Below are 25,754 nucleotides of genomic sequence, written 5' to 3'. Positions count from 1 at the left end.
TCGATTGGAGCTGCCACCGGCACTTTCATTCTCCACGCCGATGGGCCGATCAGAGAGAATGAAAGGTCTGATGGCGGCGCTGGCCGCATCGCTGACACCTTTAGCTGCACTCTGACGGATGAGGTCGATGCGCGAGCATCAAGGATGACATACGCCGCGATCTTGCAATCGAGATGCTGCTGAGCACCGTCGAAGGCGACGGGCGAAATCGCAGCCCAGCTTGGCTATTCGGAGCCTAGCTCCTTCTTCCGGGCATTTCGCAAATCGACGTCGAAGAGCCCCGAAGCATCACCCAGCGAGAGCCACGGTAGTTCGGGAAGCCAAAAGCACCAGGGACCTTTGTATAAATGATCCCGTTTATGGAGAAGCGAGCATGCTGTTTCGCAGTGCCATTTGGCTCTGGCTCCCTACTCCGCACTGAGCAAGCGCATCGGATTTCTCGCTCCATCAATGGGCGCGCCTATATGCCTACCCGACAATCTATACCGAGGCGTAGCGGTTCCATACCAACGTCTAGGGAAATACACTGGCCGTACAATTCATTGCTCGCATCCTGCGTCTCACTATGGGGCCAGCCGAACTCTCCAAGGAGATCATGGATGCCTGGCGCTACGCCTCTTACCCGACCTACACCGTCTTCTCTTGACCTCTCCGATGTCAGCCACGAGACCTTGCGCGAGGTCTCGCGCTTGCTGTTCCATGCCACAAGTTACGTCGACCGGGACGAGGCCATCACCATCAACCTCGTCAAGGCAGCGTCGACCCTGCTGCGGCCTTTGAAAGCCAGCGGCGTCGAAAGCAAACAAGGCTCAACGCGGGGCCTCGCCCCTTGGCAGATCAACCGTTTGAAGAGCTTCGTTGATGAGCGGATATCCCGCCCAATCTCACTTGAGGACCTCGCGCGTCTAGTTCGGTTGAGTAAGAGCTACTTTGCCGCGGTGTTCAAGGGTAGCTTCGGTTTGACGCCCCACAACTACATCGTTTCGCGACGGGTCGAGCATGCCAAGCATAGGATGCTGACAAGCAACGCCTCCCTCTGCGAAATTGCATTGGATTGCGGCTTGGCCGATCAATCCCATCTTTCGCGAGTCTTCCGTCGCGCGACTGGAACCACGCCAAGCGCATGGCGGCGACATGCGGCAGCAGTTGATGTCCCGCGCTACAATAGCTGAGGGCCACCACGGCGATCTCGCGCAAGCTGGAGGATTAGATGCCATGCCGACTCTTTGGCCGCTTCGCCATCGTTACTCCAAAGGGCGCTGTCGAGACGGTTCATGGCCAGCCGATGCTCGGCCCTATTGGTCCGTTTACAGCGTGGCAGATAACGATCCGCGCGAAGGATAATCTCGATGTCGATCTGACTAGCGTGGATCGCCTCAGCATGTTTTTGTTCACGGACGTCTGTTTGAAACCCATCCGAAACGATCGGAACAGGCTGCCTCGAGCAGCCCGCCTTCTGGGTCAGCATCTTGAGCGATGTGGCCGTCACTTGTTGCCATTCCAAGAATTGCCCGCGCGGAGGCGGTCTTTCGAACTTTGATGTAACGCGCGCTTGAGCTTAGCATTGCCGTTTTGTTTTTACGCCTCACCAATCCCCGGACTTTGCAATGCGGCACTTTCTGGCAGCAAACAAAAGTACTCCACCCTCATGTAGGCCCCGTCTGCGCTGCCGGCAACATATGCAATTTGGGCCAACAGAACTATCCGACGATCAAGCTCCAGAATTTATGAAGCTGATCAGAAGATCTCCCGTTTCGGATCCCGCTACTCCCAGGTCGCGAACAGAGTTCATATGGTTGCGACCCGTTATCTTGTTACGCGTTGCCGAAAGGCCTTGGGCTGCAACGTGGTTGATGAAAGCATCCGATTGGTCATGAAAGGGACGTGTTTCGTCCTGGCCGACAGCCACTAAAACTCGGCAATCTGCTCGATGCCGTCGAAAAAGTGGTGTGAAGCGAGACACCTCGTCCTCGGTCAGCGCTATCTCTCTCTGCAAGAAGGATTGTTGCAGCGGTGCAAGATCATAAAGGCCGCCGAGCAGGAAAGCGCCCTGAACTCTGGATCCTTTTTCGCTCTCCTCGAACGTGAACGTCGCGAGATGCGCTCCCGCAGAGTGTCCGCTCACAGAAAGACGCAAGGGATCGCCGCCATAACTTGCAATATGCTGGACGACCCATTCCTTGGCGCGGACGACTTGGTCGACAAGAACCTCCATGCGCTGCCCCGGCATGAGGGAATAATCAACAATCACGGCGATAGCACCCGCCAAAGTGATGGTGTTGGCGATGCAAGAGTAATCCCGCTTGGAGAACATCCGCCAGTACCCGCCGTGGACAAACAGGTGGACAGGAAGGTTCTGACGGGGACCCGCAGGAAAGAACATGTCCACCGTCTCATCTGGTCCGTCGCCATATGCGACGTCCAGTATCATTGGCAAGGTTTCGCGCGTCCTCGCACTCGCCGCGACGATCTCACCAACAATGGCATCGAAATCCGCGACATGGTCGCGGATCCGGAATGGGTCGGTTTCCATAAGAGCAACTCCGCTTCAGAAACTCGTAGCGATATATTTGGCTTCCATGAACTCGGCAATGCCATGGTGCTGTCCGCCCTCGCGCCCCAACCCGCTCTGCTTTACGCCGCCAAAGGGCGCTGCCGGATCGGAGACCAAACCTCGATTGAGGGCGATCATACCTGCTTCGATGGCGGAAGAAACGCGTAGGCCGCGTGCAAGGTCACGGGTGTACACATACGCTGCAAGACCATATTCCGTATCGTTGGCACACGCTATGGCTTCTTCCTCGTCATGGAAACGGTAGAGCGGTGCAACGGGACCGAAAATCTCCTCTGACATCATCTCCGAGTTTACCGGGACGTCGGCAAGGACAGTCGGCGGGTAGAAGAAACCAGACCCGGACGGCGCCTCACCGCCGCATAGAACGCGCGCGCCCTTGCCTTTTGAATCGTCAACCAGGCGGCTGATTTTTTCGACCGCCTTGCGAGTGATCATCGGGCCGCAGTCGGTCTCGGCGTTGATGCCCGGACCGACCTTTAAGGCGGCCATACGCTTGGCCAATCCTTCGGCAAATGCGTCGTATATGCCGGATTGCACGTAGAAGCGGTTTGCTGCCGTACATGCCTCGCCCGCATTGCGCATCTTGGCGATCATTGCCCCGTCGAGCGCGGCACCGAGATCGGCATCATCGAAGACTACGAAGGGCGCATTGCCGCCGAGTTCCATTGAGCACGAGATGACATGCTTCGCTGCCGCTGCAAGCAGTTGTTTACCAACGCCTGTCGATCCCGTGAAGGAAAGCTTCCGTACACGCGGATCTGCCAAAACATGTGCCGTCACAGGCCCGGGATTGGTGGTTGTCAGAACGTTGACGACGCCCTTCGGCACGCCAGCCTCTTCGTAGATTGCCGCAAGTGCGTAGGCCGTGAGTGGCGTTTCGCTGGCAGGCTTGAGGATGACCGTACACCCTGCCGCAAGGGCAGGGGCGATCTTGCGGGTTGCCATCGCTGCGGGGAAGTTCCAAGGCGTGATCATCAGGCAGATCCCGATGGGCTGATAATCCACGATGATGCGGTTCGTGCCTGATGGGGCGATGCCGAACTCTCCTGTGATGCGTACTGCCTCTTCGGCGTTCCAGCGGAAGAACTCGGCAGCGTAGGCGACTTCGCCGCGCGCGTCACGCAACGCCTTACCGTTCTCCAACGAGATCAAGGTCGCCAGCATCTCCGAGCGTTCGACCATCAGTTCGAAGCAGCGACGCAAAATCTCGGATCGCTTGCGGGGCGGAGTGGCACGCCATGCACGCGCGGACGCCGCTGCGGCATCGACGCATGCCTGGGCATCTTCGATTGTCGCATCAGGCACAGCTGCGAGAATGACACCAGTCGACGGATCGACGACGTCGATTTGCCGACCGGACTGCGACGGCCGCCATGACCCGTCGATATATAGCCCGCGTGCAGCGGCGTCGATGTCCGGCGTTTCGCACTCGGTTGCATGGATCTGCTGGGCAATGGTCATGAGTTTTCCCTCGATGTTCAGATTGCGGAGGCTTCGAGATCGCCGTCGTAAGCTGCTCTTACAAGACGCTTCATTGCATCGAGATCGAACGGCCGTGGATTGTTCTTGATGAGCCTGTCGATGCCGAAGGCCTGTTCTGCCGTCCAGTCGAGCTTGTCGGCTGCCAGCCCGAGATCGGCAAGGGTGGGGGTGATACCGATCGCTGCGAACAGCCTGCGAATTTCCTCGATCGCGGCGACGGCAAGCTGTTTTGGATCGGCACCCTCACGATCAAGCCCAAGCGCTTCAGCGATATCGGCCATTTCGGAGGTGGAAACCGACCTGTTGTAGTTCATCACGTACGGCATCATGGTTGCAACACCGAGGCCGTGCGCGGTGTGGGTCAGCGCTCCGGCTGGGTATTGGACGGCGTGAGCCGCTGCGGTCCCTGCTGTCCCGAAGGCACAACCCGCTGCCAACGCTCCCATCATGACATCGGCTCGGGCCTCTTCATCAGAGCCATCCTTGCAAGCCTTTTCGAGACTGCGCCCCAGAAGCTTGATTGCCAACAGTGCAAAATGATCGGTGAGGGCGCTCTTTCCGATAAAGACGTGTTCTTGCGCCAAAGCGGGATCGGTGCCTCTGCGAGCCGCAGTGAAAGCCTCGATAGCGTGGGTCAGGGCGTCGGCTCCGGCGATTGCGGTCAGTCCGGGAGGGCAGGTCATCGTCAGTTCCGGATCGCAGATCGCCACGGCCGCGATTAGATATGGGCTGGATATGCCGACCTTCAGCGTGCGGTCGGTGTCGGAAATGACCGCAACGGGTGTGACCTCTGATCCCGTTCCTGCCGTTGTTGGCACGGCAATGACGGGGATAGTGGGACCTGGGACCTTGTACTCGCCGTAGTAATCCTTCAACGCTCCGCCGTGGGTGAGCAGCAGGGCCGCACACTTTGCCATATCAAGGCAACTTCCTCCGCCGATCCCGATCACCAGATCGGGATCAAAGCTGCTCGCGTCCTCGACGCATGTCGAGACAGTAGCTGCGGGGACGTCAGGCTGGACACCATCATGAATCAGCACTGCAATGTTCGCAGCCTCCAGCGACTTGACGATCTCGCCGAAGACGGGCGAGCCAGCAAACCGTTTGTCCGTGCAGATGAGTGCGCGTTGACCTAGTTTAGTCGCAACTGAGGGGAGAGCATGGCGCTGCCCCTTGCCGAAAAGAATTTCGCGGGGAAGCCGGATGGCGGCGAAAAGGGTCATTGTCGATGTCCTCTGGCAAGTGGTTTGTTCGAGTAGGAAAGTGCGTTGAGCTCGTCCCACAGTTTGGGGCTGATCTCGATCCCGTCCTTGTGCGCCTGTTCACACCGCGACGATGCGCCGTCGCCGGGAACTGTGACGGGGCGCAAAGGATCAGCGGGGATGGAAGTTCGGATTCGCTCGAGATAGTCACTGAAGCGCCGGAGCAGGGCTGGCTCTGCAGCAACGTCAATGACGATCAGCACATCTCCCTTGTTGCAGATATTGTCGGCGTCGAGCGTGCCGCGCACGTCGGGAGCCAGCGCCGAACCAGCGATCGAGGCGACGAGGAGCTCGAGCGCTATCCCGAGAGCGTACCCCTTTGCATCGCCGAAAGGCGCGATCGAACCCCTTGTGGCAGCTGCGGCATCCGTGGTCGGCTTTCCGTTGCTGTCGCGAGCCCAACCTTGAGGAATGGCGACGCCGTTGGCAGCATGATGGTGGATCTTGCCCATTGAAACGAGACCGGTTGCCAGATCGACAATGAGCGGCCTTCCGGCCGTGGGAACAGCGATCGCGAGCGGGTTGGTTCCGAGGAGCGCGCGCGTCCCTCCATAGGGGTGAACAAGCGCTTCGCTCGAGGACATGGCAATGCCGATTTGGCCGCGATCGGCCACGCATTCGACGTAGTGCGCAAGCATGCCAAGATGGTTGGAGTTGCGGATGCCAGCAACTGCAATGCCAGTTGCACGAGCCTTGTCAGCGATCCGCTCGAGCGCGGCATGGGCGACGACCGGTCCCAGTCCTTTCTGGCCATCAACCTCAAGGAAAGAGGACGAGCGCCAGTTTTGCATTCCCGCAGCCGATGTATCGATAAGGTCGCGCTCAATGCGGGACAAGATACGCGGTAGCCGCTGCAGGCCATGGGAGGGATGGCCTTTCAGCTCCCCTTCCACCAGCACGCGTGCCTGCATTGCAGCGTGGGCCGCAGGTGTTCCGCGGTCCGCAAGGAGGCGTGTTGCTAACGCCATGGCGCCGTCTTTATCTACCCTCACAACATCTCCGATATAAAATCCTATAGGATATGGGATTGCATATCGCGGAGCATCGTGTTAGCGATGGTTTGTGTCAAGAGGCAAAAAATAATGCAGGACCGGAATATAACGATGTTGAACGAAGCGCCCGACCCAAGTGGATTCATTCAGCGGAGCAACAGCCTCGCAGGCAGTGTCTATGACGCGATCTTCGCCCAGTTGATGTCCTTGAAGATTGCCCCAGGCGCAAGGATCACCGTCGATAACCTCGTCCGTGAACTCAACGTATCGCAAACCCCTATCCGCGAGGCGCTCGGTCGCCTTGAGGGAGAAGGGCTTGTGGTTAAGACCCATCTCATCGGATACAGCGCAGCGCCTCAGATCGCTCGCAGGCGTTTTGATGAACTCTATCAGCTCCGTCTGCTGCTTGAGCCTGCGAGCGCAGCCAAGGCTGCATCTGTCATGGATGAGCACAAGCTCTCCGCACTTAAAGAGGCCGCAGGTGTGATGGGCCGCCGGGACGGCGGCGACGAACGACTGCGCTATTCGACCTTCGCTCGCCAGGACGCGCTCTTCCACGACAAGATTCTCGAAATCGCTGGAAACGAGCTCATTCGCGAGACGCTGAACCATCAACACACGCACTTTCACATTTTCCGATTGATGTTTCACTCTCGGGTCACCGAGGAGGCTCTAGATGAACATGAGGCTCTGATCACCGCGTTCGCTGCGGGCGATGCTTCCGCAGCCGAAGCGGCAATGCGTGTCCATCTCGAGCACTCACGTGACCGACTGCTCCCCGCGTTCGATTAAGAGGCCGCCGATGTCGAGCGTTGTGAGCATGGAACGAAACGGAGGGGCCTCGGCGACTGAGACCCACAGCGTTGCGCGCGCTCCCGTTCTGCGCGCCGAGGGTGTCTCCAAGCAGTACGGACCAGTTACGGTTCTATCTGATGTCTCCCTCGAAATCTTCCCGGGTGAGATCCACGCGGTCATCGGCGAAAACGGTGCTGGCAAGTCGACCTTCATGCGCCTCTTGTCGGGCTACGCCGAACCGAGCACCGGGTCGCTTTCCATGAGCGATGGTGCGGTCCGGTTCTCCAGGCCGGAGCAGGCTCAACAGGCAGGTATCGTTCTTGTCCACCAGGAGATCCTGCTCGCTGACGCGCTTACCGTTGCAGAAAACCTGTTCCTCGGTCGTGAGCGGATGCGAAACGGCGTCGTCGACGACAAGGCCATGCGTCGTATCGCCAGGGAGAAGCTCTCCGAACTCGGCTGTGATGCGTCACCCAACGCGCTGGTGCGCAACATATCGCTCGCTGATCGCCAGCTCGTTCAAATCGCCCGCGCGCTTCTCGACGATTACAAGCTTGCGATCTTCGACGAGCCGACTGCAGTCCTCACCGAGGAAGAGGTCGAGCGTCTGCTTTCGATCATCATGCGACTGAAAGAACAAGGCACCGCAATTCTATACATCAGCCACCGGCTCGATGAGGTGCAACGCCTGGCCGACAAGGTAACGGTGCTACGTGACGGCAAGATGGTTGGCAGCTATCCCGGCCACACCCTAAGCCAGATGGACATGGCTCGCCTGATGGTCGGCCGCGATCTCGCCGCGCTCTATCCGCCCAAGCGGGTAAAGGCGTCAAGCGGCGTGGAACTGACTGTTCGAGACCTCTCGGTGCCAGGTTTCGTCAAGGGCGTGTCCTTCCAGGTGCGCAAGTCCGAGATACTGGGTTTTGCCGGGATGATCGGTGCCGGTAGGACGGAACTGTTCGAAGGCATCATGGGATTGCGCCCGGCAAAAGGTGTGGTTGAGTTGCTGGGCAAGCCCATCGACATCCATTCGCCGCGGGCAGCACTCGATGCGGGCATCGGGTATTTGACCGAGGACCGAAAGGGAAAAGGTCTTCTTCTGCGGGAAGGATTGGCGCCTAACCTGACGTTATCGGCTCTCGGTCGCTTTCACCCCGGGCTCCTGATGCACCGTCGCCGCGAGCGGGCCGCGCTCGCTGACGCAATCGAGCAATACGATATTCGCCTCAAGAGTACGAGGGTCCAGGCGGGCCAGCTCTCAGGCGGCAACCAGCAGAAGCTGCTGCTCGCCAAGGTACTGCTGACCGCACCGTCGATCGTCGTGATCGATGAGCCAACGCGCGGCATCGACATCGCCAACAAGGCGCAGATCTACGCCTTCATTCAGCTGCTGGTCTCGCAGGGCAAGACCTGCATCGTCATCTCGTCGGAGATGCAGGAACTGATCGGCATCTGCCATCGGATCCTTGTGATGCGGGAAGGGCGCATCGCAGGAGAGGTCTCTGGCGAAGAGATGACAGAACACAATGTCGCGCTCTTGGCGACGAGCGATGCCGCTGAACGTGTTCAGAGAGGAACAAGATGACCGTATTAACAGGCTCCACTTCGGTTAGACCGGAGCGGGAATGGAATATCGGCTGGGCCGACGTCGGACCCTTTGTCGCTTTGGCCGTGCTGATGGTGATCGGCTTTGCGATCAATCCGGACTTTCTGTCCGCGACCAACCTCGGCAATGTCATCACGAGAAGCGCCTTCATCGCCATCATCGCCGTCGGCGCGACGTTCGTGATTTCCTCGGGTGGGCTTGATCTGTCCGTCGGATCAATGGCCGCGTTCATCACCGGAATCACCATCATGTTCATGAACCGGATGGCCCCGGAGTGGGGGGTGTCGGCAATCCCGGCTGGCATGGTCGTGGCTGTAGCCGTGGGGCTGTTCTGCGGCCTCATGAATGGCCTGATCGTCACTGTCGGGAAGATCGAGCCGTTCATTGCCACGCTCGGCACGATGGGCATTTTCAGGGCGCTGATTACCTACATGTCGGACGGAGGCACGATCCCGATCGACCGGAGCCTACGCGACGCTTACCGTCCGGTGTATTTCGGGACGGTCGCAGGTATACCACTGCCTATCGTGATCTCGCTCGCAGTTGCCGCGATCGCATCCTTCATCCTCTACAAGATGAAGTACGGGCGCAAATGCGCAGCCGTCGGCGCCAACGAGGACGTCGCGCGCTACTCCGGCATCTCGATCATTAAGACCCGCACTATCGCCTACGCGATCCAGGGTGCCTGCGTTGCAATCGCCGCCATCTGCTACGTGCCGAGACTCGGAGCAGCCACTCCGACGACAGGTGTTCTTTGGGAACTGCAGGTCATCACCGCGGTGGTGATCGGCGGAACAGCGCTGCGGGGCGGCAAGGGACACATTTGGGGAACGGTCGCGGGCGCGGTCATTCTTGAACTCATCGCCAACCTGATGGTGCTTTCCGATTTCGTCTCGGAATACCTCGTAGCTGGTGTCCAGGGCGTCATCATTATTATCGCCATGCTCATTCAAAGGTTTTCGAAATAATCCGTGTCAGGACCACACGGGTTCACGGTCTTCGGTCCAAATTCTGGGAGGAATGGAATGTCTACTACGAAATGGATAGCGGCCGCGGCCGTGAGTACTTTGTTCATTGCAAGTCATGGATTTGCCGCCGACAAGAAGGTCGTCGCGGTTTCGATCCCCGCAGCCGATCACGGATGGACGGCAGGTATCGTTTATCACGCTCAGGCGGCAGCCAAGGAAATCAACGCTTCGTTTCCCAACGTCGAAGTCGTCGTCAAGACCTCGCCCTCGGCAACCGCACAGGTAAGCGCGCTTGAAGATCTCTCGGCAGGCCGCAAGCTCGATGCGCTGGTCATCCTGCCCTACACGTCCGAGGAACTGACCACGCCTGTGAAGGCCGTCAAGGATTCGGGGACGTTCATCACCGTCGTCGACAGGGGTCTTAACGACCCGTCCATCCAGGACCTTTATCTGGCGGGCGATAACATCGCCGTAGGCCGTAACACGGCGAAGTTCATGATCGAAAAGCTCGGCGGCAAAGGCAATCTCGTCGTGCTACGCGGCATTCCGACCGTGATTGACGATGAGCGTATCCAAGGATTTCAGGATGCCATCAAGGGCACCGATCTCAAGGTTCTGGACATCCAGTACGCGAACTGGAACAGCGATGAAGCCTTCAAACTCATGCAGGACTATCTTGCCAAGTACCCGAAGATCGATGCTGTATGGGCAAACGATGACGACATGCTGCTTGGCGTACTGGAGGCCGTCAAGGAGTCAGGTCGCAAGGACATCAAGCTGGCGCTCGGCGGTAACGGTATGAAGGACATCGTCAAAAAGGTCATCGACGGTGACGCAATGACCCCGGTCGAGACGCCTTACCCGCCTGCCATGATCAAGACTGCGATCTACATGACGGTCGCCAACCTCGTCGGCCAGGCGCCCGTGCGTGGAGCGGTCAAGCTGGATGCGCCGCTTATCACCCAGGAGAATGCCAAGGAATACTACTTCCCGGACTCTCCGTTCTGATTATCAACGTCACCGGGGCGGCCAGCGCCGCCCCATCGCATGACCTAAGAGGAGTAAAATCATGCCAGGCAAGAAGATACTGATGCTGACGGGCGAGTTCACCGAGGAGTACGAAATCTTCGTCTACCAGCAGGCGATGGAAGCGGTCGGCCATACGGTGCATGTGGTCTGCCCGGACAAGAAGGCAGGGGATCTGATCAAGACGTCGCTACACGACTTCGAGGGCGACCAGACCTACACCGAGAAGCTCGGCCATTTTTTCACGATCAACAAGACCTTCTCGGAAGCCGAGGCGCAAATTGATCAGTACCACGCGGTCTACGCGGCGGGCGGGCGCGGTCCTGAATACATCCGCACCGACAAGCGCGTCCAGGCGATGGTTCGCCATTTCCACGAGACCCGGAAGCCCATCTTCACGATCTGCCATGGGGTCCAGATCCTGATCGCCGTCGACGGGGTCGTGCGCGGCAAGCGGGTTGGTGCTCTTGGCGCTTGCGAGCCTGAAGTGACACTCGCCGGTGGCACCTACGTCGATCTGTCGCCGACGGAGGCACTCGTTGATGGAACTATGGTTTCGGCGAAGGGATGGACAGCACTTGCGGCGTTCATTCGCGAGTGCCTGAAGGTCCTTGGGACTGAAATTCATCATCGTGACGACGTGGCACAGGCTGCGGAATAACCGGCAAACTTTTGCTGACCTATAGATCTTAAGTTTAAGGCTGCCATGTTGGCGGCCTTCCAATCATGAGAAAGAAAAGCGACCTCATCTTTGGGGTCGGGTTCGATCGGATAGGAGAATTCACATGGAGGCACGCCCATGGGAACGCTGTCTGACCCTCTCACCACGGATTGATCATCAAGTTCAGTGGGGACGAAGTATTCATCGAGTTCGAAAGCGCCCTAAACACTGTCCAGTGCGTGATAGCGCTCGAGGCGAGAGGCCTCGAGCAGCGCCAATTAACTCGTTTGAAGAGCTATTTCCATCGTCAGTCGGGCTGAACTGGCCGGATCGTTTCCACCGAAATCTCCCCCTCCAAGACGCCGCGCGAGACATCGGTGCGGTTTCTGTCGATCTCGATCACCGTGTAGAGCTTGTCGTCGCGAAATGCGCTCGCGTTGACCGTGGTAACGTCATCTGCGGGCGCGGCGTCAACCTCCATGAAGTCTAGTTCACGGCTCGCCGCGACGATCCGCGCATCCCCCGCCGTTCTTGCGGCGACAATCACTACGTCATGTCCTGGCGAATTGCCCCAACGCGGATCATCTGGCTCGGCGATCGGCTCCAGACGATAGATTCGAAGCGTCTCACCAGCATCCCCGGACGCCCCCGCCGCTGCAGCGTCGGCGATTTGAGCCTGGCTCTCCACTGAACGTCCAAATGTATTGGGATTGGTCGCATTGTTGACTTCGTCGGTACCAGTCTTCGAAACGTTCGACATTTTGTCCTCCATGGTCCGACAATAACGATGTGCGTATCCAACAGTTCCCGTGCCCTCTTTAGTCGTGCTGCGGCTCGGGATCGAAGCCTTGCAGCGTCAATCCTGCAGACAGGCGTCACGACCGGCGCCAGCATCGCGTCCGCGAGATTCGGCATCTCGCCACATGCCATGAAAGATCGCGGTTGTCGGCAAGGCGCTCAGGGAGGGCAACCAGCTGGCGCTCCCGCGCGTCTGGGCGGACGCCGGAGGTCGTCAAAGCTGTGGGAGCTGCTTGACCCTCGCCATGGCGACGCCTCTCGTCCATGCCGATAGGGTCGCCAACACGCGTCGAAAGCTTCTGAAATGGGCGCTTAAGCGGGCGACATTCTCTTACGAAGGTCGAGGGCGGAAGCTCTTAGTCGACGAAACGAACGTTACGTCGCTCAAAGCAAACACACCAGAGAGCCGGTGACCAAGGGGTGCTGACGCAACAAGGCCCATCACGGGGTGAGATGAGCCTCTAGGCCGGTCCAGGAATAACGGGCCCCCACAGCAACAGCGAACGCAAATACTGACGGCGGAACCGATTTCTGTAGATCTAAGGGCGGCCCATTGCCGTCATCATGGGACGGGATCACCTTCCAGCAACAAGTGCGAAGCATCAATCTGAGAAGTTCAGACGGCCGCGGGGGCAATCTCACGCACCAAGGTCTTGAGGCGTACCGGCATCGACACTTTCAAGCCGCAACGGGCGGCCTAGGTGATCGAGGTCGCGACAAAGTCCGCGCCAATATCTGCAAGATTGATCTCAACATAGTCCTGATCGTTTGCGGTCGGCAGGGTCCGTGAACAAAGTCGGCATTCGACTGTAAACCGACATCGGCGAAAGGAAAATGTCCCTAAAACCAGTCCGTCAGTTCTGGATGCGGCGCCCCTCCGACAAAGCTTGATCTCTACTATGGAACCTCAGCATAGCGGATGATGCTCTGATTCTGTACGTTCGCGACTAGTTCATCAGAACGAGACAAAAATCGGCGGAGCAAAGGTGAGGAATTTGAATCGTTGTATCCTAAGGTGAGATCAATTGTCGGAGGCACACCCTCAAGTGCTCTAGCAACGACATTTGGAGTCAGCATATTTTGCGCATAAAGCGGAATAAGCGTTATTCCACCTGTAGACACGACGAGCGACATTGCTGATGGTAGGCCTTCGCCTTCGTACTCTGCCTCGAGTGTGATCCCGACGCTCGACGCGTAATCTTGGATTACCGATTGCAATACGGGAGAAATTCTAGCCGAACTCACGTAAGTTTCGCGCGCAAGGTCCTGGGGCTGGATCTTTTTACGCGACGTCAAGCGGTGGTCCGCCGGCATCACGGCGATCAGTGGCTCCTTAGCTAAAAACTTGAAGGAGACACCAAGACTCTGCGTCTCGGGGCGAAGGAAAGCGACGTCCAGCTTGCCTCGCATCAGTGCCAGAGCAAGGTCTGGGGAAGACTGGCTAGACAATATAATATCAACCCCCGGCGCTTCCTCATGAATGATGCGCAATGCATGGGGTAGCCACACGACCTCTTGGCCTGCGAGAAAACCGATAGCGAACGACTGTTTTTCTGGCCGTTCTGCCCGCCGGGCTCCTTCCGCAGCGGCCTCGACTTGCAACAACGCCAGCCGCGCGTGATCAAGAAACACTTTACCGGCAGCGGTGAGCGTCACGCCGCGCGACTGCCGTTCCAACAGTTTCACACCGACTTCGGTTTCAAGATCGCGAATTTGCCTGCTGAGTGAAGGCTGGGAAGTGTGAAGCCGCCGTTCGGCTGCGGTCAGGAAGCTTCCCTCCTCCGCAACAGCAACAAAATAGCGCAAATGCCTCAGTTCCATCGGGTCTTCGCTATACCTTCAAGGCATAGCTCGAACGTACAAGGTATTTGTCTTTGATAAAAGTAGGATTTAATCAATGTCGCAATTTCGGGATACAATCGAACACGCCTCACCGGAGTATTTCGCTCGCGAGTCGAAAGGAAAGATGAGGTATTCCTGACAATCTTGCGTTGTTTATTTCAGCGCGCGTGGGTGAGTGGCTCTAGTTGAGCAATTATGACTTTAAATGAGTTAACAGCACGGATGGAGCGAGACCATGCCTACAATCACTACCACGGACGGCGTAAACATCTTCTACAAGGACTGGGGCTCAGGCCAGCCGATCGTTTTCAGCCACGGCTGGCCGCTGTCGGCGGACGACTGGGACGCTCAGATGACCTTCTTTCTTCAAGCCGGGTACCGGGTGATCGCCCACGACCGGCGCGGCCACGGCCGGTCCGACCAGCCCGGCACCGGCAACGACATGGACCACTGGGTTGCCGACCTCGCGGCCCTCACTGAGCACCTCAACCTGCGCGGCGCGATCCACATCGGCCACTCCACGGGTGGCGGCGAGGTAGCTCGCTATGTCGCCCGCCACCCGGAGCGGGTCTCGAAGGCGGTACTCGTCGCTTCCCTGACGCCGAACATGTACCGGAGCGAGGACAACCCATCCGGTCAGCCGCCGGAGTGGTTCGAAGCGATCCGCGCGGGCGTGCTTGGCAACCGCTCGCAGTTCTTCCGGTTCGTCCCTGAAAACCCGTTCTACGGTTACAACCTGGACGGGGCCGAGGCTTCGGAGGCGATCATTGCAAACTGGTGGCGTCAGGGCATGACCGGGGGGGCCCTGGCTCACTACGCGACTGTCGACTCTTGGCTGGAAGATTATACGGAAGACCTCAAGAAGATTACCGTGCCGGTATTGGTGATGCATGGCGAGGCCGATCAGGTCGTCCCCTTTGCGAGTTCCGTGCCGCGTGCGGTCGACCTGCTCAGGAACGGGTCGCTGAAGACCTATCCAGGATACCCCCATGGCATGCTGACAACACATGCGGATGTCCTCAACTCCGACCTGCTCTCGTTCATCAGGTCTTGACGACATCGACCGGACCGCGGCCTTCAACCTGTCACCCGGGAGTGCCGGGTGACACCTGTTGCCATTGACATGCCAGCATTGCTGCCATCTTCGGGTTTTATTGCGCTCAACTCGATGGCAGCCTTTGGGACCTGGCCATCGTGTCCGAACGGCTGAAATGCCGGCGGCACCGTCGCTTCCTCGAATCGACGGTGCCGCTCGATTATGCACGAACGGCATCGCCCGGTACGGTGCTGCAAATTTTTAGATCTCCGTGCGCTCGGCGAGGTCTATGTCAACGCCGAGATACCTCACTGAGTAATCTTGGTATGGCCAAGCAGGATCTGGATCGCTCGGAGGTTGCCACTGGCCTTGGATCAAGGCAGCCTTCGTTCGTCGAAGGGAATGCGTGCCGTGATCTTGCCGACGCAGCCAAATCCCAGTGACCCACTCATCGACCAGTCTGGCATGTTGCCGTGTGCTGAGATGATCGGGTGGTCGACTCGACTGGGGAGAGACATAGTCATCGACTGTTCCTCCCCGTGCGGCCGGTCTTCTGAACGACCATCGCTCGAGTTCGAATTTCGTGGCACGTGACGAGGGTCCCAATTTTGATTTTTGGCAAATCGCAGCCGCGGAGCTCGCTGTCGATGGCGAGATCGAACGCGCTCGATCTCGCATCCTTCCTTCTCGGTCGAGAAAGAAGCACACTGCACAGATCTTGCGCTGCTTCAGGGGCTTCTTGACGCCAACTTGCTTGCCTGCGTTCCAAGCAGGTCGACCCAGTGCAGCAGGATCGTATTGTGAGATACCCATTTCAGTTCTCCTATGGCCACCATTGGCCAGAGGGAGAACGCAGAGCTCTCGGTTCTATGACGCGGCCGGAAATAGACTGACCGGAGTTGGGGCCCGGATGGAATTGCAACCACAGAACAGGTGAGCTCAATGATCACTTCCGCCATCATTGCAGTCATGTGAGCGCCAGGTTTACAGACCAAGAAGTTACCATTATGCGGCTACGCGCCTCTACGGCCCACCGCCGCATCATTGCGCAGGCCGGCGTTTGGCCAATGGGGCAAGTGATGCCTATGCACGAGCACTTCGCCAAATCGCGGAGGCGTTTGCGACCTTTGGTGACATTTACCGTAGCTCAGACAGGTCATGTCCACACACCGAACGGTACGGTACGCACGTGCTTTAGGTGGTGGGCACGGTCCCACCGTCGATCACATGCTCGGTGCCGGTGATCGATGACGCTCTATCAGATGCCAGGAAGGCGATCAGGTCCGCCACCTCTTCCGGCTTGGCCGGTCGTCCGAGCGGTATGCCGCCAAGCGAGTTCATGATCACCTGGATCGCCGCGTCATAGCTGAGCCGGCTTCCTCGGCGATACGCGTCCTTAGAGACTGGCCACCCTCTCTAGCACCACTAGCGTTGTACTACAGAATCCGCCAGCGGCTTTCACAGCGTTCATCCAAGCTGCGCGTGAATTTGCCGCGACCCAAGATCGGAGGACAAAGCAGGAAACGTCAATCGAAGGGAGGCTCGAGCGTGGTGCTCGCCCCCATGAGGGATTCGGCCACTTGCGGCGATCACTCGGCATTGGGCGGCCGGCGGCACATGAGGCCCGATAAACAGACTTCTCCCAATGCCAGGCAAATGGCAGCTTCTGCCACCGGCACGAACGACCGAACGTGTAAGCTGACAACTCCAGCCAAGGTGTCGAGTTAATCGACTGGAAGTTCTTCACTCCGTCGCTTCGAGATCGTGGTCACTGGACCGGAGTAGGGCGGCAAGCGTGCGGAGTCCCGTCTCGAGCTGATCGATTGAAGGCGCCGCCAGGGCAAGCCTGACGGCGTTAGGCGCGTGGCCGGGGTTGACGGCGAAGGTTGTCGACGGGGTCAATGCGATGTCGCGACGGGCTGCGGCCGCCACGAAACTCTGGGAGCGCCAGTGCTGCGGCAGCGTCAGCCACAGATGATAACAGTTCGGATTGGCCTGGAAGTCGAACCCCGCGAGACACTCGGCGGCGAGCGCCTGGCGTACCTGCGCGTCGCCACGCTTCAGGCGCGCAAGTTCTGCGGCAGCCCCGTCCGTCATCAGACGCTCCGCCGCAGCGAATGCGAAGCCCGATGCGGTCCAGCCTCCGGAGCGCACTGCCGCCATCACGCTTTCGCGCAGCGCAGGCGGGGGGACGATGAACCCTAAGGTGAGCCCCGGTGCAATCTTCTTGGAAAGGCTGTCGACGACGATGCAGCGATCCGGAGAGAGACTGGCAAGTGGCGGCTCGTCCTCGAGAAAGCTGTACACATTGTCCTCGACGATCCAAAGATCAAGCTCATCGGCGGCGCGAACGAGATCGCGTCGACGGGAAGCCGGCATTGTCGTTCCCAAAGGATTGTGCACTGCTGGCTGAACATAGATTGCCGACAGGTTTGCCTCCTCGTGCGCCTTGCGTAGCGCGTCTGGACGCAAGCCCGAAGAATCCATCGCGACCGGAACCAACGAGATGCCCAGTCGGATCGCGACGCCCTTTATGAATGGATAGGTCAGGGCCTCGACGCCGCATCGTCCGCCGTTCGGAACAACGGCCGCTAGCGCCGCCGCGATGCTCTGGCGGCCGTTGCCAGTGAATACGAGTTGCTCCGGGTTCGGAGACCACTCGGTTCTCGCGAAATAGGCCGCCGCGACGTCGCGTATTCCACGGGTGCCGACGCTGGTCGCTTGTCTCAAGGCAATCTCCAACGCCGCAGGCTGACCCAGTCCCTCCAGGCTCCTGGCGACGATGGCCGTTTGGTTGGGGAGGGTGGGGTAGTTGAACTCGAGATCGATCCGAACGTCGCGGGGTTCGCCCGGTGCGGCGGCGCCCCGCCTCGCTTCACCGGATATGAACGTGCCTCGACCGACCTCGCCAACGACCAGTCCTCTGCGCAGAAGCTCTGCGTAAACCCGGCTTGCAGTGGAGACAGCAATCTTACGCTCATACGCGAATGCTCGCTGCGGTGGCAGGCGATCGCCAGGTTTAAGAGCCCCGGCGGCGATCTGCGCGGCGATCGTGTCGGCGAGCTTCAGATATTCGGAATTCGCCATCATTGCTCCGAGATCAATGTTTTTATTGTACCGATATAGTATCGGAGCATAATGCCCTCGTCAACCGGTGGCGCGGGGCACTATCACAACCGCAATCATTCCAGGCCGCCTGCCGATCTCGACCAGCGGAAGCGACGACGGCCTCGCGTTGCAGCGGGTCAACCGATGGAGAATGGAAATGATCACAGTGCTCTCAGCATTCAGGAAGGTTCTGCGCCACTACGGGCGTCGTATCGCGGTGTCAAAGCTTCGCGAACTTGACGACGATGCTCTGAAGGACATCGGTCTTGCGCGCTCTGAAATCGAGGCCGCAGCCTTCGGCCAGGTGCATGCCTACAGCCGAGGGAGGAGGTCGTGACCACCCAGCCAATCGCTGCAGATCTGACCTTGATGACCGTTCTGGTCGCTTTCACAGGGGTCTTCTTGATCTGCTTCCTGAAAGGGGCGTTCGGAGGAGGATTCGCTATTGTCGGGATCCCGCTCCTGTCGCTCGTGATGGATCCGGTAACCGCCGGTGGCCTGCTCGCTCCCCTGTTTGTCGCCATGGACCTCTACGCGCTCCGCTATTGGAAGCCAAACACGTGGTCGCGGCAGGATCTCGCCCCGTTGCTTCCCGGACTTATTGTCGGAATCGGGAGCGGATATCTGCTTTTCCGCTTTCTCGACCATCATGCGATCGAAATCGTCATGGCTGTCGTCACACTGATCTTCGTTGGGCTGTGGCTCGCGGGAGGCGGCGGCGTTTCCATTCGGCCTCGATCGACACCCAAGGCTGTTGCAGCCGGGCTGGCGTCGGGCATCACCACGATGGTTGCTCATTCCGGCGGACCGCCGCTTGCGATGTACCTGCTGCCGCTCGGTTTGACCAAGGAAGTCTATGCGGGAACGACCAGCCTCTTCTTCACGGTCGGCAATGCCACCAAAGCCGTTCCGTGGTTGATGCTGGTGCGGCCGGAAGGTGCTGACCTGGTGCTAATGGCCGTATGCTTGCTCGCGGTTCCCAGTGGTGTCGGAATGGGCTGGCGACTTCATGGACGTCTCGATCAACGCCAGATCTTCCGCGCATGCTACGCACTGCTTGCTGTGACTGCTGTGAAGCTTCTGTGGGACGGTGTTGCCGGGTATCTGGTATGAAGATCACCAGGAGGTGAGGGTCGATGTGGTGGCGATGTCCTTCCGTCCGTCGCTCAAGAACGTCGTCGGAAAAAGGCAGGCGGTCTCGCGGGATACAACTATTCCCGGCGATGCGGAAGGCGGGAGAGGACGGGTTGGTCTGGACGGTCATCGATTTGTGGGGATTCCTTTCGAAGCCGAGCAGGAAGGTGTCTGGCACCACGATTCGTTTTCGGGCCTCTGGGGTTTCGAAATTGAAGACCTGATTGTCTATCTCAAGGCAAATCCATAGACCGCGAAATGATGGACGCGAATGCTTTGGAGACATACGCGAGGTGGAGATGTTCGGCTTTTTCAAGCGAAGAAAACATGTCCTGCTTTCACCCGAAGTCCAGTTGCTCTGGATCGAAGTGGAGAAATTCCGAGTCCGCTATCGAGCGAACGGTGCCGCAATGACACGGCAATCGATGCAGTCGCGACCGAAAATTTCAGGCGACCAATTCATGAGGTACCTTCGCAACTGACCTGATCGTGAAGAGCGGTTGGTCCGTGACCGATGCGGCAAATATGATAGTCGCCGAATATGTTTCTTGCCGAAGGTCTAACGGGGCAGATGCTCGGTCACCGAGTTATTCTCAGTGAAGGACAAGCTGTTCAAGGTGTGCACAGAATGACAAGTTCTAGTCGGATGCCTGCACAGCAGGGCTATGACGGGATTCGAGAATTAAAGAGATTGCCACTATGGGGTCGCGCTCCACGTGCAGACGCATCGCTGCAATGGCAGTTGCCTCCAGTCGGAGCCGCAGCAATGAGCGGCGACTGGCGAAGGATCTCAAGCTGAAGCTCGAAGACTTCGTCGATGCGCAGGTCGTGCTGGTCGCCATGTCTCAGGTCTTCGGCGCGATCCAGAAGAAAACTCGAAGTCCGAGATCAGCAATCAGCTCGATGCGACACCGGGCGAATGTCTCGGCCATCGGACGCCGGCCTAGGTCTTCCGCAAGAAGCTACGCGCGCAGATGAAACATGTAGCTTAACGCGGCGCGCAAGTCGCGGTTCGCCATGAACCCTCAATCTCTGGACAGCCGTCTCGCTCACTGATCGCGGTTGGCAAGTGCGGAAGGTGCTTGTCGGTAAGTGGCGCGATCCCTACTAGCCGTCGATCAGCTTACGAATGGCTCGGACAAGTTGACCTTAATCGGTGGGCTTTCCCACATTCAACGCGGTGGCGAGGATAGGGAAGGGAGCCAGTTCGTGCGCTGCGGATGCGGTTGCAAGCACAAAGGGGATGCCTCGCTTCTCAAGCTCCACCGCCACTGGCGTGACCTTCTGCCGCCTCGTCCTCGACCACGAGAACGCTGTCGCCGTGGTTTCCACTTCCTCGGGGGCGCTCACATTTCTCACACCGGGATCTTGATTAGAGCGATAAAACCCTCAGCGGGATAGGAAAGTTCCACCGATCCTGCGATGTGGACGCTGAGCCCTTCGATCAGTTCGCTCCCATAGCCCCTCCGCTGCGGATCCGAAACAGGTGGCCCGCCTTTCTCGCGCCATTGACAGGCGATCAATTGGCGCCCTCGCGTTCCGGTTTCCAACTCCCAGCTCACGTGGATGCGACCTTGCGGCTCGGATATCGCACCGTATTTCATCGCGTTGGTGGAAAGCTCGTGGAAAATCATGCTGACTGGAAGCACTTTCGCGCTTGGCACCTCGACGGTCGGACCTGAGCAATCGAGCCGTTTCGAAACTCCGATGCTGATCGACTCCCTGATGAGGAATTCGAAATCGGCAGTCTCGGAACGGGCGGCGATGTCCTGCGCCTTGAACGTCACGTCGAGGCGACCGAGCAAAGCCTCTTTGAAGTTCGCCGCATCAGGCTGATCGGCCCGTGTGTTCGTGATGACGGATCGGACAACAACCGACATGTTCTTCATTCGATGCCGCATTTCCGCGACAATGAAGTCCATTTCAGCGTCGTGACGTTGGCGTTCCGTCACGTCCTCGAACATAACTAGGATATTGCGGCTGTTGTCGTCGGAATGGATAAGCCGCCGCGCGTCCACGGAGGAAGGTCCGTGGCCCGATGTTCGGAAAGTCGTGGCTCACCTCGAAGCCGATGATCGCGGCCGCCCGAGGAACGACAGCGGAAACGAGCTGTCGGAGTTCGGGAATGTCCCACTGTCTGTTTCCGAGAGAGAAGATATTTTCTGAGAGAATGTCGTCCCTGTCGACCCCGAAGGCTTCTATGAACGCATTGTTGGCTGTCGTCACGCAGAAATTCTGATCGATGACGACGACCGGTTGCGTCATCGTGTCGACCACATGCGTATTCCTCCGCGCTCGCGGCTTCCCGTATATGGCATCCTTTGGGCTTTGATCGGCCCATGTGATCAGCTCACTCACGACGGCATCATTGTACGGCGTCTGAACAACGGCTGGCTATAGGGGCATCTGCCTCCGCCTCGCCGAAACGCTTCGAGAAAATGAACTTCTTTTTTTGTTCGACAAGGCATGGCTGAAATGTGAACAGCCGGGCCGCCCTTGCGACCCCCATCCGGCACCTGCGATGCAGCTGGTGGAGCTGATCCGGGGCGATGCGACCAGCAGAGAAACATTCGAGACGGTTTATGACGTCATCAAGCGACTCGGCAAAACTGCTGTGGTCGTAGATGACTATCCGGGCTTCACCGTGCATCGGACCTCATTTCAATGATCAATGAAGCGGTCTACGCTCTGCACGAGGGGGCGAACTCAGTTCGCGAAATCGACAACAGTATGCGGCTGGGTGCCGATCGCCCAATGTGACCGCTCGAACCTGCCGATTTCATCGGTCTGGACACCTGCCTCTCCGTTATGAGTTAGTGCGCGTCGGGCTCGCGGACAGCAAATATCGACCCAGTCCCCTGCTGGTCAAATACGTCGAAGCCGGCTGGGTCGGACGAAAGTCGGCGAAAGGATTTTACGACTATCGCGGGGATGTGCCGGTGCCAAGCCGCCAATTTAGCGGGTGGACATCGCCACGGCAGTCCTGCCACCAAGAGCACGTCGTTACTCGCTCCGTTTTCTGCTGTAATCGTAAAATATGTCTCTGCCGGCCATTCCGGCCACTGATAGCGCTTTTCGGACTATGCCGCTACTGTCTCACGCAGGCTCCAAAAGCAGGCAACTTTAAGGGCTAGAAATAGTCTGGCCTGAACAGCCCGTTTTCACGACACCACCCGAATATCCGGCGACGCAGAACGGGCACTTCGAGCCTGTCTAACGCAATTTCTTCCGGCTCGCTTTGCTTCGTAAAGCGCCATGTCGGCCCGGCGCATTGTGTCGTCAAGACTCTCCCCGGCGACGACTTCCGCGACACCGAAACTTGCGCTCACGGTTAGCGACTTAGGCAAACCCTCTACAGTGATTGCCATCGTCTCGCGCCGCGCAACACCGGCAAATAGCATGGCCGCATCGACCGTGGTGTTCGGCATAAACACCCCAAACTCCTCCCCGCCGATACGCCCGACGATAAAATCCGGCTCGGCTATGGATTTCAGGAGGTCGGCAAAGGCTCGGATCACTTGGTCCCCGGCATGGTGTCCGAACGTGTCGTTGATACTTTTGAAGCGATCGATATCGCAGATCATGACAGAATGTAGGACAGCAGGTGCAACCAGGCGCGCAGCGGAGACACCATTCTCGAAGCCTCGGCGGTTGGCAAGACCCGAAAGCATGTCCCTTTCGGAATTGCTGCGCTCGTCAGCCATGATATCGAGGACGAGCACCGAAAGCAGTGTCAGACCCACCGCTACAATCAACACCGCAGTCGATCCCTGAGAAATCACTGCATAGTTCGTGTGAACGTAATCGGCGGCTTTGGTACCAGCACCCGCGGTCACCGCCAGCGCAGCTTTCGCAAAGAAATGTAGACCGGTTGCAACGAGCAGAAAGCCGAGGACCCGATCGATCTTCGCGTGGCGCGCTGAAGCAAAGACCGCCACAGCACTGGCGAGAACGACCAGGGCAAACGGTGTTTGATAAGATATGGCGTGCCGAAGCGTGCTACGCGGCAAACCATAGATAACGAGATCGAGTACGACACAAGCTGCGAAAAAAAATGTGGCCCAGAGCGGTGCTATTCGGACGTCATAAAGCTCGCCGATACCCACGCGTAGAAGGATCATCCCCCCAAGCACGCTTCCAAAGGCCAGAACGGCGAAGAGTCGCGGCAAGTCTGTGTATGCAACAAGGAGTTCACTAATGGCGGAAAGTGAAGCGACAGCGAAACCCGCCGAGAACCACAGTGCGGCCTGACGCGATCGGCTGCGCACTGCCACGACGGCGAAAACCAGTGCAAAGCAGATCGCGATGATGAAGTTCACTACAAGGAAGAAAACTGCTCCGTTCACCATTGCCACATCCCACTACAAGCCCGGCCGAAGCTTCAGTACAAGTGTCCTAATAAATTGTGAAACACCAAATAGCGATCGTTGCCCGAGGTCGCATTATCACCCTGGCGATCCAGGTCACTTCACTCGATCCAGTCTCGCTTCATAGCGGGACTGGATCCGCAGCCGCAATAAGACAAACGCGGGGCGCTGGCTAGAATCCTTTCAACTGCACTGGATGGCGAATGACGGGCTCTCAGGTTTTGTTCCGGCGGGACCTTCGAGAGCTCGTCCGCTGTCGAGCCTCTTTCGGAGGTTTGCGATGAGCATGTTTTAATGACGGCTTCACGTCCATAGTGTGGAGCCATCGGCCGCCGTTGCGGCGAAGCGGACATGACGCCCTCCAGGATCCGCTGACCAAAGGCTGCAACCGAGCGCAACTCCTTGGCACGGCTTGCATTCGGTTCAGTGGCGACTGACACGACGCGTCCTTGCTTTTTTGTTGCAGGGCACCCGCTGGCACGTTTGTGGTACCCGATCTTCCGGGGCCTGGGACGATTGTCGTTCAGGCACTGCCGCTGGAGAAGACCAGCAACATATTGTTGGTAGGCATCTCGATCGCCTCTCTGAGACTAAGTCCAGCGGCCTCGCCCACTTGTTCAAGATCAGCGATATCACGCACACCCCAGGATGGGTTGCGCTCCTTTAGAGCCGCGTCGAAAGCAGCGTTCGAGGGGGCGTTGTGTGCGCCGTCGCGCATGAACGGGCCGTATAGAACAAGAAGCCCACCAGCGCGAAGCAAACGGCCAGCTCCTGCGAACAATCCTAAGCTTGCCGCCCATGGCGCGATATGGATCATATTGATCGACACGATGGCGTCAAAAGCCCCCATTTGTTCGACGTCCCATTGTCCTGAGCACACATCAATATCCCGCGGTGCCAGCACATTCTTCAGCCCTGCGAATTTGCTCCAGCTAGACGTGCTGGTGCGAGCGTCGGCATCCGGATCACTGGGCAGCCAGGTGAGGTTGGGCATTGCTCCCGCAAAACACACGGCGTGCTCGCCAGTCCCGCAACCAATCTCCAGCACAGCGCCATGTGTTGGAAGGACACGTTTTAGGGCCGTGAGGATCGGCGCCGAATTTCGCGCAACGGAAGGCGAGAACATGCGCTTGTCGGCGCTTACGTCGCGCTGTTCCAGTGCAACAGGCGAACGGTCGTCCTTCTCTGCGGGCATGGGTCTTGAATCCACTTTGGCGTTGTCTCCCACCTTATAGCTGAAACGATGGGACTGAAACCACTTGGTCTAACGCGGCCCCGTGGAGGTTCAATTCTATGAACCATGTTATTCGGTGAATGCATAGCGCATAACTGGTCTGCATAAAGTCGCATTTATTTTGGGCGTAATTGAAGTATGGTCGACGTGGGAAAGCAAAATGCGAGCCTCTAGATTGCTGGTTTGAATACGTCCTTCCGTTGCTCCCGATCGGAGCAAGGAGAACAATGCACCCGGGGGACTGCGTTGAAACAGAAAGACATTCAACCCGAACTCGCCGGCGCGATTCTTATCGTCGAACCCGATGCGGATCTGTACTCTCGCATCGCGGCTCAGTTGGCATGCACGGGCCTCGCTGCGATCCCTGCGATAAACGCACTAGAAGCGCTAAGTATTCTCGACCGGCGAACTGACATCGGGCTTGTGTTCACCGCCGTAAACATGCCAGGTCCACTTGACGGAGTTGCTCTTGCTGTTCGCATTCATCGTGAGCGACCGGATCTCGCAATTGTCATAACATCGGGAGTCGTTAGTCTCCGGCAGTCTTCGCTTCCCCCACGCTGTCGGTTCCTGAGTAAGCCATATGAACCTGAGGACGCGATTAAATGCTTCCGGTTCCTGCTGGGAGTTGACACACCTGTTTCGACCGTTCGGATTTAGGGGAAGACCCGCTCAAGCTTATAAAATGAAAACCGCGAAGGCCTTTGCGACAAATCGTTCAGCTGCCGTAATTCGCGGGGACGTCGCATAGGGTTGCTCTGCAGCCTGTTTTACCCCGCTCGAGATGGCCTGGGCATCGACTTTAAATCAGGATCGGGCTTGGCATCGCCTGGAGCCGGGAAGAACCGACCGTTAACATGCGATGACA

At 58.2% G+C, this 25,754-nt stretch carries 23 protein-coding genes and 4 pseudogenes; 13 read left to right on the top strand and 14 right to left on the bottom strand.

The window, feature by feature from the left end:
• Positions 1-131: 131 nt before the first annotated feature.
• Together FHT76_RS33900 and FHT76_RS33895 are read left to right on the top strand one after the other, a co-directional pair.
• Positions 132-351 (top strand): annotated as a pseudogene (locus FHT76_RS33900) (helix-turn-helix domain-containing protein); the annotation flags it as partial.
• Between the two features lie 248 nt (positions 352-599).
• On the top strand, positions 600-1,172 hold the full coding sequence (locus FHT76_RS33895; RefSeq protein ID WP_183757827.1) for an AraC family transcriptional regulator: 573 nt from the start codon (positions 600-602) through the stop codon (positions 1,170-1,172).
• Positions 1,173-1,711: 539 nt separating this feature from the next.
• Here the strand turns inward: FHT76_RS33895 and FHT76_RS33890 are convergent.
• The 4 genes from FHT76_RS33890 to FHT76_RS33875 all read right to left on the bottom strand — a co-directional run bounded on the left by FHT76_RS33890 (position 1,712) and on the right by FHT76_RS33875 (position 6,311).
• The gene (locus tag FHT76_RS33890) at positions 1,712-2,431 is read right to left on the bottom strand and encodes an alpha/beta hydrolase (RefSeq protein ID WP_310503301.1); all 720 of its coding nucleotides are present in this window, start codon (positions 2,429-2,431) and stop codon (positions 1,712-1,714) included.
• Between the two features lie 117 nt (positions 2,432-2,548).
• Entirely contained in the window at positions 2,549-4,036 is a 1,488-nt protein-coding gene (locus FHT76_RS33885; protein ID WP_183757832.1) for an NAD-dependent succinate-semialdehyde dehydrogenase, read from the bottom strand.
• 17 nt (positions 4,037-4,053) lie between these two features.
• Positions 4,054-5,280 carry an iron-containing alcohol dehydrogenase gene (locus FHT76_RS33880; protein WP_183757834.1) on the bottom strand — a complete coding sequence of 409 codons (1,227 nt, stop codon included), beginning with the start codon at positions 5,278-5,280 and terminating at the stop codon, positions 4,054-4,056.
• The gene (locus FHT76_RS33875; RefSeq protein ID WP_183757836.1) at positions 5,277-6,311 is read right to left on the bottom strand and encodes an Ldh family oxidoreductase; all 1,035 of its coding nucleotides are present in this window, start codon (positions 6,309-6,311) and stop codon (positions 5,277-5,279) included. The genes FHT76_RS33880 and FHT76_RS33875 overlap by 4 nt, the downstream gene beginning before the upstream one ends.
• A gap of 111 nt (positions 6,312-6,422) precedes the next feature.
• Between FHT76_RS33875 and FHT76_RS33870 the strand changes: the two genes are divergently transcribed.
• From FHT76_RS33870 to FHT76_RS33850, 5 genes are all read left to right on the top strand, one after another.
• Complete coding sequence (locus FHT76_RS33870) at positions 6,423-7,103, top strand: GntR family transcriptional regulator (protein WP_183757838.1); 681 nt, start codon at positions 6,423-6,425, stop codon at positions 7,101-7,103.
• Positions 7,104-7,131: 28 nt separating this feature from the next.
• Positions 7,132-8,691 (top strand): sugar ABC transporter ATP-binding protein, encoded by a 1,560-nt coding sequence (locus FHT76_RS33865; RefSeq protein ID WP_183757928.1) that lies wholly within the window; start codon positions 7,132-7,134, stop codon positions 8,689-8,691.
• Entirely contained in the window at positions 8,688-9,680 is a 993-nt protein-coding gene (locus FHT76_RS33860) for an ABC transporter permease (protein ID WP_183757841.1), read from the top strand. The genes FHT76_RS33865 and FHT76_RS33860 overlap by 4 nt, the downstream gene beginning before the upstream one ends.
• A gap of 57 nt (positions 9,681-9,737) precedes the next feature.
• A complete protein-coding gene (locus FHT76_RS33855; protein ID WP_183757843.1) occupies positions 9,738-10,688 on the top strand; it encodes a substrate-binding domain-containing protein in 951 nt (316 codons plus the stop codon).
• Positions 10,689-10,749: 61 nt separating this feature from the next.
• The gene (locus FHT76_RS33850) at positions 10,750-11,367 is read left to right on the top strand and encodes a DJ-1/PfpI family protein (RefSeq protein ID WP_183757845.1); all 618 of its coding nucleotides are present in this window, start codon (positions 10,750-10,752) and stop codon (positions 11,365-11,367) included.
• A gap of 307 nt (positions 11,368-11,674) precedes the next feature.
• On the opposite strand, the gene FHT76_RS33845 is transcribed toward FHT76_RS33850, so the two are convergent.
• The gene (locus FHT76_RS33845; RefSeq protein ID WP_246720187.1) at positions 11,675-12,127 is read right to left on the bottom strand and encodes a hypothetical protein; all 453 of its coding nucleotides are present in this window, start codon (positions 12,125-12,127) and stop codon (positions 11,675-11,677) included.
• A 935-nt stretch (positions 12,128-13,062) separates the two neighbouring features.
• Positions 13,063-13,986, bottom strand: a complete 924-nt coding sequence (locus tag FHT76_RS33840; RefSeq protein WP_183757849.1) for a LysR family transcriptional regulator — start codon at positions 13,984-13,986, stop codon at positions 13,063-13,065.
• Between the two features lie 256 nt (positions 13,987-14,242).
• Between FHT76_RS33840 and FHT76_RS33835 the strand changes: the two genes are divergently transcribed.
• Complete coding sequence (locus tag FHT76_RS33835; protein WP_183757851.1) at positions 14,243-15,061, top strand: alpha/beta fold hydrolase; 819 nt, start codon at positions 14,243-14,245, stop codon at positions 15,059-15,061.
• Positions 15,062-15,304: 243 nt separating this feature from the next.
• On the opposite strand, the pseudogene FHT76_RS33830 reads toward FHT76_RS33835, so the two are convergent.
• From FHT76_RS33830 to FHT76_RS33820, 3 genes and pseudogenes are all read right to left on the bottom strand, one after another.
• A pseudogene (locus FHT76_RS33830) lies at positions 15,305-15,856 on the bottom strand (integrase).
• A gap of 381 nt (positions 15,857-16,237) precedes the next feature.
• A pseudogene (locus FHT76_RS33825) lies at positions 16,238-16,387 on the bottom strand (SDR family oxidoreductase); the annotation flags it as partial.
• A 399-nt stretch (positions 16,388-16,786) separates the two neighbouring features.
• Positions 16,787-18,130: a PLP-dependent aminotransferase family protein gene (locus FHT76_RS33820; RefSeq protein ID WP_183757855.1), complete on the bottom strand. Its 1,344-nt coding sequence runs from the start codon at positions 18,128-18,130 to the stop codon at positions 16,787-16,789.
• Between the two features lie 178 nt (positions 18,131-18,308).
• On the opposite strand from FHT76_RS33820, the gene FHT76_RS33815 reads away from it, so the two are divergent.
• From FHT76_RS33815 to FHT76_RS33805, 3 genes are read left to right on the top strand one after another with little or no spacing between them, the layout of a single operon-like run.
• On the top strand, positions 18,309-18,488 hold the full coding sequence (locus FHT76_RS33815; RefSeq protein ID WP_183757857.1) for a DUF1127 domain-containing protein: 180 nt from the start codon (positions 18,309-18,311) through the stop codon (positions 18,486-18,488).
• Positions 18,485-19,264, top strand: coding sequence for a sulfite exporter TauE/SafE family protein (locus FHT76_RS33810; RefSeq protein ID WP_259131358.1), 780 nt, complete (start codon positions 18,485-18,487; stop codon positions 19,262-19,264). The genes FHT76_RS33815 and FHT76_RS33810 overlap by 4 nt, the downstream gene beginning before the upstream one ends.
• Positions 19,245-19,535, top strand: coding sequence for a hypothetical protein (locus FHT76_RS33805; RefSeq protein ID WP_183757859.1), 291 nt, complete (start codon positions 19,245-19,247; stop codon positions 19,533-19,535). Before FHT76_RS33810 ends, FHT76_RS33805 begins: the two co-directional genes overlap by 20 nt.
• An 899-nt stretch (positions 19,536-20,434) precedes the next feature.
• Here FHT76_RS33805 and FHT76_RS33800 read toward each other — a convergent pair.
• From FHT76_RS33800 to FHT76_RS41315, 3 genes are read right to left on the bottom strand one after another with little or no spacing between them, the layout of a single operon-like run.
• The gene (locus FHT76_RS33800; protein WP_259186296.1) at positions 20,435-20,644 is read right to left on the bottom strand and encodes a hypothetical protein; all 210 of its coding nucleotides are present in this window, start codon (positions 20,642-20,644) and stop codon (positions 20,435-20,437) included.
• On the bottom strand, positions 20,641-21,207 hold the full coding sequence (locus FHT76_RS41320) for an HWE histidine kinase domain-containing protein (RefSeq protein ID WP_310503300.1): 567 nt from the start codon (positions 21,205-21,207) through the stop codon (positions 20,641-20,643). Before FHT76_RS41320 ends, FHT76_RS33800 begins: the two co-directional genes overlap by 4 nt.
• 1 nt (position 21,208) lies before the next feature.
• Positions 21,209-21,562, bottom strand: coding sequence for a PAS domain-containing protein (locus tag FHT76_RS41315; protein WP_310503299.1), 354 nt, complete (start codon positions 21,560-21,562; stop codon positions 21,209-21,211).
• 229 nt (positions 21,563-21,791) lie between these two features.
• Here FHT76_RS41315 and FHT76_RS33790 point away from each other — a divergent pair.
• Positions 21,792-22,236 (top strand): annotated as a pseudogene (locus FHT76_RS33790) (3-hydroxyacyl-CoA dehydrogenase family protein); the annotation flags it as partial.
• A gap of 210 nt (positions 22,237-22,446) precedes the next feature.
• On the opposite strand, the gene FHT76_RS33785 reads toward FHT76_RS33790, so the two are convergent.
• Together FHT76_RS33785 and FHT76_RS33780 are read right to left on the bottom strand one after the other, a co-directional pair.
• On the bottom strand, positions 22,447-23,604 hold the full coding sequence (locus FHT76_RS33785) for a diguanylate cyclase (protein WP_259186295.1): 1,158 nt from the start codon (positions 23,602-23,604) through the stop codon (positions 22,447-22,449).
• Between the two features lie 571 nt (positions 23,605-24,175).
• Positions 24,176-24,847 carry a DUF938 domain-containing protein gene (locus tag FHT76_RS33780; protein WP_183757863.1) on the bottom strand — a complete coding sequence of 224 codons (672 nt, stop codon included), beginning with the start codon at positions 24,845-24,847 and terminating at the stop codon, positions 24,176-24,178.
• Positions 24,848-25,069: 222 nt separating this feature from the next.
• Between FHT76_RS33780 and FHT76_RS33775 the strand changes: the two genes are divergently transcribed.
• A complete protein-coding gene (locus FHT76_RS33775) occupies positions 25,070-25,546 on the top strand; it encodes a response regulator (RefSeq protein WP_310503298.1) in 477 nt (158 codons plus the stop codon).
• Positions 25,547-25,754: the final 208 nt, after the last annotated feature.

The sequence above is a fragment of the Rhizobium sp. BK176 genome (assembly GCF_024808055.1).
This window is presented reverse-complemented; position numbering and strand designations above follow the sequence as displayed.